Below are 9,405 nucleotides of genomic sequence, written 5' to 3'. Positions count from 1 at the left end.
ACCGACTCCGGCGCCAACTCCGACACCGGCGCCAACTCCAACTCCCACACCGACTCCGGCGCCAACTCCGACACCGGCGCCAACTCCAACTCCCACACCGACTCCGGCGCCAACTCCGACACCGGAACCCACTCCAACTCCCACACCGACTCCGGCGCCAACTCCGACACCGGCGCCGACTCCAACTCCGACACCGATTCCAACTGAGACTCCGACACCCACACCGGAACCCACTCCGACACCCACACCGGAACCCACTCCGACACCCACTCCGACACCCACTCCGACTCCCACACCGGAACCCACTCCGACACCCACACCGACTCCGGCGCCGACTCCAACTCCGGCGCCGACTCCGCCGCCGACACCAACTCCCGCACCGACACCAACTCCGGCATCGGATGGTTCCCTGCTCGATAGCCTCAACGCCCCGCAACTCGACTCTGCCACCATCACCCCCAACCCCGTCCAAGAAACTATCAACGGCGGTAACGATGCCGATTTCATCATGGGCGGTGTCATCAACGAGTCGATTAACGGACTTGTCGGCAACGATATTCTTTACGGTATGGGCGGCAATGACAACATTGACGGCGGTGCAGATAACGACTCAATCTTCGGCAATGGAGGCAGCGATTTCATCTCTGGCGACGCTGGCAACGATACCATCTACGCTGGCAAAGATAATGACACTGTGGTTGGTGGTGAGGGCGACGACTTGTTGAGGGGAGATTTAGGCAATGATACAGTTGCCGGCGGCCTTGGCAACGACAGCATTTTCGGCGGTAAAGATGACGATATCTTACTCGGTGAAGATGGAGACGACTACATTTTAGGCAACTTAGGAAATGACACAATTAATGCTGGAAACGGCAACGATATTGCCTTTGGCAATGAAGGTGCAGACCTAATTTTTGGCTTATTGGGAAATGACACGCTTTATGGCGGCAAAGAAAACGACAGTCTCGATGGCGGTGAGGGCAGCGACTTGCTGTTCGGCGGCAATGAAAACGATGTGCTGTTCGGCGACATCGGTAACGATACCATGTACGGCGGCAAAGGTAATGATATCCTCAGTGGCGGTGCTGGGGACGATTTCCTTTCCGGGGATGTTGGGGACGATACATTGACTGGAGGTTCGGGAAATGATGTGTTTTTCCTCAATCAAAGTTTTGGTAGCGACATCATTACTGATTTCCGCAAGGGTGAGGATTTAATTGGGTTGAATTCTGGTTTGAGTTTTAATCAACTCAGTATTACTTCCAGCAACAATCAGACTTTGATTACTGTGACGGACACTAATCAATTGTTGGCGAAGCTTAACGGTATTACACCCGGTATTCTGACTGCTACCGATTTCACTCAGGTAACAATCTAACTGCCTGGGGTAGGGTTCACTATAAGCAGCCAGCCCGCTTAGAAGTGGTGAAGAAAGCTCTCAAAATCCTGAAATTTGGTGGATGACGTTAGCGCAGCCCGCCCCTACGGGGGCTACGCCAACGAATAGGATCGCTCGATCTGATTCTTTTCAACAGCGATCGGTAATAAATCTTGTTTATTGCCGATCGCCCACACCTAGAATTAGGCACATCCGTCTATTGCAATCCTGAGCTGGCTAGCCATAAGCAGCGCCCGAATAAAGCCAGCTTTTTTAGCCACTAAATTTCTGATTTTTGGGAACTTTTTTCGAGCCACAAAAAAGTTAAATTAATCAAATCTTTAGGCGATTTTCCTGGTTTTAGCTAAGGTGAATGTATCAGGTAATAGCTAGAGCAATTGTCAGAAATTTGCAACTCCAGAAAAATTTTTTGGAATTTAACTGACCAAGGCTACAAAATGGTTTAATGCACTACTTATCTGGCTAAGGGTGTGCATAGCCAATCTACATAGAGAGGTTCCCCGTGCCGGACTATTTACCAAAAAAAATTGGTTTAAAGCCTCTCCCTGATCGGGAGAAATTAAAAGAAGACTATTCATTACTCCAATCCTCTTCCTTCCAGGTAGAGGTCGCTATCAACTGTCAACTGTCAACTGTCAACTGAAATTACATCCTCTGCTGTTAATTGCTAAAAAAATCGCAATTTTCACACAGCTTAAGCTGATTAGGGAGACAAGTCTCGGATTTCACTTAGGGATAAAATTAAAGTTTTCCACTAAATTTTAATCTCCCCGATGGAGCACCGAGGTTTTAATCCTGCCTACTGCATTCTGCATCTTTAGCCTTCTGCTTTCAAGGTGAATCTACCAGCAAATAGTAAACATTCTCATGGGTATGCGAAATGAGTTCAACTTTTGCCATCAACATGGATTCACAATCTGTTCTCCGCAATGCTGGTTCTAAATCTATTGTCTTCATTGATTCCGACTTAGATGACTATCAAACTCTTGCGGGTGGCGTGCTTCCCGGTGCCGAACTCATCATTTTAGATAAAAATGGTAACGGAGTCGAGCAAATTACTGCGAAACTGCAAACAATTTCTGCTGCGGGAGGAACTGTAGATCAAGTTCACATTTTTTCTCACGGCAATTCTGGCAGCTTGCAGCTAGGTTCTGCAACGCTGAATTCGGATAATTTGCCGCAATATGAAAGCCAGTTGCAAGGGTGGCGAAATGCGCTAAGCGACAAAGCAGATATTGTGCTTTACGGTTGCGATGTTGCGGCGGGTTCGGGAAGTGATTTTGTCGATCGCCTGGGCGAGTTAACCGGGGCTGATATTGCGGCATCTAGCGATCGCACTGGCCGCGGCGGTAACTGGAATTTGGAGTTTGCCAAGGGTGATATTGAAGCACCGCTAGCCTTGACTCCAGAGGCAATGGCGGATTACCGAGGGACTTTAGCGACTATTACCGTTACCAACAATAATGATAGCGGGGCTGGTTCCTTGAGAAGTGCGATCGCCTCCGCAGCAGCTGGCGACACCATTCAATTTGCCTCCACTCTTGCCAATCAAACAATTACCCTCACTTCCGGTCAACTTGTCATCAACAAAAACTTGACAATTGATGCAGTTGGTGCAGCCAATTTAACCATCAGTGGCAACAATGCTTCGCGGGTTATCCTCACTGAAGGTTCAACCAATGTTACTCTCAAAAACCTGATTGTTGCCAACGGTAAAGCTTCTGGAAGCGATCCGAATAATGAGGTAACTAGCGCAGGTGGTGGGATTCAAACTGGCGGTAACAGCACTTTAAATTTAGAAAATTGCCAAGTCAATAATAACGTCGCTGGTTACGCTGGTGGGATTTATACAGGCTTTAAGAGTACCACAAATGTGCTTAATAGTACATTTGAAGGCAATGATGGGCGATCGGCTAACAGCGAACGTGGCGGCGGTGCGATTGCCACAAAAAGCGGCAGTTCTCTCACTGTCAAAGGCTCTACTTTCACCAACAACAAAGGCATTAACGGCGGAGCAATTAACCACCTTTTAGGCAACCTAACCGTCGAAAATTCTACTTTCTTAAATAACGATTCTACCGCTGGAACCGGAGGAAATACCAGTGGTTATGGTGGTGCAATTTACACCGATGGTGCTAATGCTTCCGGTGCAAATAGTACACCTGGGCCCGTTGGTGGCACGATCGCAATTCGGAACAGTCGCTTTGAGGGCAACAAAGGTGCAGGACAAGGTGGCGGGATGTTCCTGTTTGTCTATCCCGCAGACAAAATTATTATTGAAGGCAGTACAATCGTCAACAACCAAGTAACTAAAGGTTCCAATGGCGATTCACTTGGTGGCGGTTTACGAATTGGCAACGGCGAATTTACAATCAGCAACACTACTTTTTCCAACAACTTAGCGCAGAGTCAAGGTGGTGCTTTATGGGTAGGAGAAAAATCTCCCGGTACTATTATCAACAGTACCTTTGCAGGGAATAAAGCAGAAGACGCTAGTGGCAAAAGTGGTTTGGGTGGTGCAATGATGTTGAATACTCTTGAATCCATTAGCATTGTCAACAGCACTATTGCTAAGAATTCAGCAGGATTTCAAGGCGGAGCATTTTGGGGTGGTGGTTCACAAATTACTCTCAAAAATACAATTGTTGCTAACAATACCGCAAATAATGGTGGCAATGCTTGGAATATCAAACAAAATGCTGGTAACAGCAAATTTAGTGATGGCGGTGGCAATTTTCAATGGCCAGCCAAAAATCCTAATGACTCCAGTGATTTTAATGTCACAGATGCTGTGACTATTGCTGACCCTAAATTGGATGTTTTGCAAACTATTAATGGTTTCTCTGTGATGCCTTTGCTAGCAGGAAGTCCGGCAATTGATCGGGGTATTGCTGCTGGTGCACCTGCTACTGATGAGAGGGGACAAACTCGCGTTGACGGTGATAGTAATGGAAGCATAATTGCTGATAGTGGTGCCTATGAATTTAACGGTACTGTCACCCCAACACCGACTCCGACTCCTGTACCCACTCCCACACCCGCGCCAACACCGACTCCGACACCAACTCCCACACCGACTCCAACTCCAACACCAGCTCCGACACCCACACCGACTCCGGCGCCAACTCCAACTCCGGCGCCGACTCCGCCGCCGACACCAACTCCCGCACCGACTCCAACTCCGCCTGCAGATGATTGCCTACTCGATAGCCTCAACGCCCCGCAACTAGATCCTGCCACCATCACCCCCAACCCCGTCCAACAAACTATCAACGGTGGCGACACTACCGATTTCATCATGGGCGGTGGCATCAACGACTCCATTAACGGACAAGCCGGCAACGATACTCTCTACGGCATGGGCGGCAATGACAACATTGACGGCGGCGCAGATAACGACTCAATTTTTGGCAATGAAGGCAGCGATTTCATCTCTGGCGGCGCTGGCAACGATACCATCTACGCTGGCAAAGATAATGACACTGTTGTTGGCGGAGATGGCGACGACTTGTTGAGGGGAGATCTCGGCAATGATACAGTTGCCGGCGGCCTTGGTAACGACAGCATTTTTGGCGGTAAAGATGACGATATCTTGCTGGGCGAAGATGGCGACGACTACATTTTAGGCAACTTAGGAAATGACACAATTAATGCTGGAAACGGCAACGATATTGTGTTTGGCAATGAAGGTGCAGACCTGATTTTTGGCGACTTGGGAAATGACACGCTTTACGGCGGCAAAGAAAACGACAGTCTCGATGGCGGTGAGGGCAACGACTTGCTGTTGGGCGGCAATGAAAACGATGTGCTCTGTGGCGACATCGGTAACGATACCATGTACGGCGGCAAAGGTAATGATATCCTCAGTGGCGGTGCTGGGGATGATTTCCTTTCCGGGGATGTTGGGGATGATACTTTGACGGGAGGTTCGGGAAATGATGTGTTTTTCCTCAATCAAAGTTTTGGTAGCGACATCATTACTGATTTCCGCAAGGGTGAGGATTTAATTGGGTTGAATTCTGGTTTGAGTTTTAATCAACTCAGTATTACTTCCAGCAACAATCAGACTTTGATTACTGTGACGGACACTAATCAATTGTTGGCGAAGCTTAACAATATTACCCCCGGTATTCTTACCGCTAGCGATTTCATTACTCTGTAGTTATTATAGCAATCCTCGCATCATTTGTGAATTTCTTACTCCCGATCGAGCCGGTTCGGGGCAGGGTTGGAGTGAGGGAAAAAATTTACGACTCCTGCAAGGATTGCTATAATAAAGCGGACTTGATGTTATTCCGTTCCAATACGATCGCACAACAAGCGATCGCCCTTTTCCACCATCGCATTTGTCCGCAAATAATCCCGCAGGCGATCGCACCCGTAACTCAATAAATCCAGATTCAAAACTTGCTCGACATTCCACAAAATCAGCGTATTATCCTCACTCACAGAAGCCACAAACGCCCCATCCCCACTATACGCCACCCCCCGAATCGCCCCAGAGTTACCTCTGAGAGTCGTTAATTCCGTACCGTCAGAGTTCCACAACTTCACCGTATTATCTACACTACCAGAAGCAATAATCTTACCGTCCGGGCTAAATGCCACCCCCCAAACCGCCGCCGCGTGACCTTCAAGAGTTCTCACTAACTTACCATCCACAGTCCAAATCTTAACAGTATTGTCCCCACTGCCCGAAACAAGAAATTTACCGTCAGGGCTAAACGCCACCCTCCACACCGCAGCAGTATGACCTCGAAAAGTTCGTAGGGGCAGTGCCCCCGTGCCTGCCCCGTCAAGCTTCCACAACTTAACAGTACCATCGCCCCCAGCCGAGGCAATTAGCTGACCGTCCGGGCTAAATACCACCTGCCAAACAGGAGCATAATGTCCTGTCATAGTATGCAATAAAGTACCATTGGGCCGCCAAAGTTTAATCGTATTATCTTGACTGCTAGAAGCAAGAATTTGACCGTCAGGACTGAAAGCCAATCCAAAAACCGTAGCGTTATGACCTACCAAAGTTGCGATCGCATTTCCGTTTCGAGTCCAGATATTCACCTGATTATCGTTTGTGCCAGAAGCAATTAACTTGCCATCGCGACTCAGTGCAACAGCATAAATCGCAGTATTTTGTCCAGTGAAAGTCCTCAACAATTTGCCTTGCCGACTCCAAAGTTTAGTCGTGCCATCCTCGCTGCCTGTGGCAATTGTAGAACTATCCGCACTCAGTGCGATCGCCCAAATCCCAGCTTTATGTGCACTAATAATCGTCCGCAAAGGGTTGTGACTCTGCCACAGCCTCACCGTATTTTCTGCACCCGCCGAAGCAATAAAACTGCCGTCAGGACTCCAAGCCATCCCCCAAATCCCAGCAGTGTGACCTCTAAAAGTCGTCAGTTCTGTTCCGTCGTCAACATTCCATAGTTTTACAGTCCCATCCCGACTTGCCGTAGCGATGGTCTGACCGTCTGGACTGAAAACAACTCCAGATATTACAGCAGAATGACCTTCAAGCGTTCGTAGGGGCAGTGCCCCCGTGCCCGCCCCATTAACTGTCCAGAGTTTCACCGTTTTGTCTCCACTTCCGGTAGCAACAATCTGACCGTCAGGACTAAACGCCACTGCGGATACCACAGAAGTATGACCCCGGAGAGTTCGTAGGGGCAGTGCCCCCGTGCCTGCCCCGTTTTTGTTCCAGAGTTTCACCGTTTTGTCTCCACTTGCGGTAGCAACAGTCTTACCGTCTGGACTAAAAGCCACTGAGGGTATCCCAGCAGTATGACCCTGGAGAGTTCGTAGGGGCAGTGCCCCCGTGCCTGCCCCGTTTTTGTTCCAGAGTTTCACCGTTTTGTCCATGCTGGCAGAGGCAATTGTTTGACCGTCGGGACTGAATGCCACTGTCCAGATACTAGCACTATGACCCTGAAAAGTTCGTAGGGGCAGTGCCCCCGTGCCTGCCCTATCCAGTTTCCAAAGTTTTACAGTCCCATCATCACTTCCAGAAGCAATAAACTGACCGTCCGGGCTAAATTTGACCGATCGCACGATCGCCTGATGACCTTTTAGCGTTGCTATTTCCGTTCCGTCCCGCCGCCACAGTTTGATAGTTTTATCCACACTTGCTGAGGCAATAAACTCACTGTCAGGACTAATATCAACTCCGAGAACAGCCGCTTTATGCCCCGATAAACGGTTGTATTCATCTGCTTCGTAAACAGCTTGCCTCAGTACATTGTCAACTCGACCAGCGGTATCGACACCTACCCCACCTAGTTTTTGCACTTTTCGTTTTGCTTTAATCGCTTCTATCAGCGCATCCAACTTGCGATTAGAAGCAAACAGTGCGTCAGAAGAAGATGTCAGTGCTTGAATTTCGCTCACCCGCGCTTGCCGTTCGCTTGCTGTGGCTTTGCGATATTGAAAAAACGTTGCTATTCCCAACCCGCAGGCCAGCAGTAATGCCATACTGACTGCAAATAATAAGATTCTTTGTTGTTTGGCTGCTGTGGTTTCTTGAATTAATCTTTTTTGTTTTTCGGCTAGTCTTGCTTCAATTTCTTGAGTGCGTTCTGCTTCTAATGCTTGTTGTACTTCGCGCCGATCTATTTCTTCAGAAGCGGCTAAAAATTGATAGTCTAAATCGCTCAAACTTTTAAGGTGCGCCCAACTTTGAGCATCTTTCAAAGCTTGTCCCCGCAACAGCCGCGATAAATCTTGCTGCTTGGAAGTCACCCACGCATCAAAGGTTTGAGAATAAGGCCGCAGTTGTCCTAATTGTTTTTCTACCCATTTTAGGTTAAAAACTTGTTCGTAAATGCGGTTTTTTACTTTCAGTAAACTTTGCTCTTTCACCACCAACCCAGAGAGGATGAGTTCTATTTGTTCTGGGCTGTCATCGGTTGAGATCCCCCCTATCCCCGTTAATAAGCAGGGTTCTGAGTCATCGGTTGAGATCCCCCCTGCCCCCCTTCTTAAGGGGGGTTCGGATTGTCCCCCCCCTTGATAAGGGGGGGTTAGGGGGGGTTCGGATTGTAAGATTTGCTGGTAAATTCCGAGCAATCTACCGGCCTTTTGTTCGTTGCGAAGGATGCGATCGCGGATAGTTTTTAAATGCTCTGGTTCGTCGCAGGCTTGCCAATGGTCGATGATGCGCGATCGCACTAAATTTTCTACCCAAAATGCCTCCGTGCCGGGAGGAATAGTTAAAAGTTTTATATCAATTTGTTGACTAATATTTACTACTATGTTACAAAGCTTTTGCGTGAGAAAAGGTTGCCCGCCAGTCCAATTTAAGATTTCTTTTAAGACCAGATCGGCATTGTTTACGCTTGCTTCTAATCCCACCAATAAAGGCTGCGCTTCCTCAAAGGTAAATCCTGGCAAATCAATTGCCGTTCCAATATTAAATGGAGTCCGATTTTTGTCAGCGATTAAGTCGCTAGGGGTAGCGACTCCAAAAATGGCAAAGGTAAGGCGATTATACTCTGGATTAATGGCGCGTTGGTTGTAGCAAAACCGAATTAAGGCAAAAAAGTCATCAACGGGAAAATCTAAGCCTAAAATACTATCAATTTCATCAACAAATATAAAAATTTTATCTTGGGGGAATTGGACGAGCAGAATATTTTCTATAAAATGACTTAATCTTTGCAGTAGGGAAACTTCTTCTTCATCTCGCCACCAAGTTTTTAAGTTGATTTTCCCTAAAAGATTGAAGCCGCGCCACAGTTCGGCGGCGACTCCTTTATACCACTGCAATGGGGTAATATTTTCGCTACCGGTACGAGTTAAATCGAGGGTAGTGCATTGATAGCCTTGTGATTTGAGTCGGTGTAGGGTACGGACTAATAGGGAAGATTTTCCCATTTGTCGCGAGTTGAGGACATAACAAAAATCACCAGTTTTTAAGGCTTCATATAGTTGCAAATCTGCTTTTCGGCTCACATAGGTAGAGGCGTTTTTGGCAAGACTTCCGCCGACTTGATATTCGAGTTTACTCATCT

General features: G+C 47.8%; 3 protein-coding genes. 2 read left to right on the top strand and 1 reads right to left on the bottom strand.

Annotation, left to right across the window (positions count from 1 at the left end; all coding sequences use genetic code 11):
- On the top strand, window positions 1-1,378 hold a 1,378-nt coding region (locus QUA58_RS15755; RefSeq protein ID WP_333394765.1), incomplete at its 5' end, for a calcium-binding protein.
- 901 nt (window positions 1,379-2,279) lie between these two features.
- Entirely contained in the window at window positions 2,280-5,561 is a 3,282-nt protein-coding gene (locus QUA58_RS15750; protein ID WP_333394764.1) for a DUF4347 domain-containing protein, read from the top strand.
- Window positions 5,562-5,689: 128 nt separating this feature from the next.
- Here QUA58_RS15750 and QUA58_RS15745 read toward each other — a convergent pair whose 3' ends face one another.
- Window positions 5,690-9,403, bottom strand: coding sequence for a WD40 domain-containing protein (locus QUA58_RS15745; protein ID WP_333394763.1), 3,714 nt, complete (start codon window positions 9,401-9,403; stop codon window positions 5,690-5,692).
- Window positions 9,404-9,405: the final 2 nt, after the last annotated feature.

It is taken from the genome of Microcoleus sp. N9_A1, assembly GCF_036701795.1.
GTDB lineage: Bacteria > Cyanobacteriota > Cyanobacteriia > Cyanobacteriales > Microcoleaceae > Microcoleus.
The sequence above is the reverse complement of the archived record's forward strand: the minus strand, read 5'-3'. Positions and strand labels throughout refer to the sequence as shown.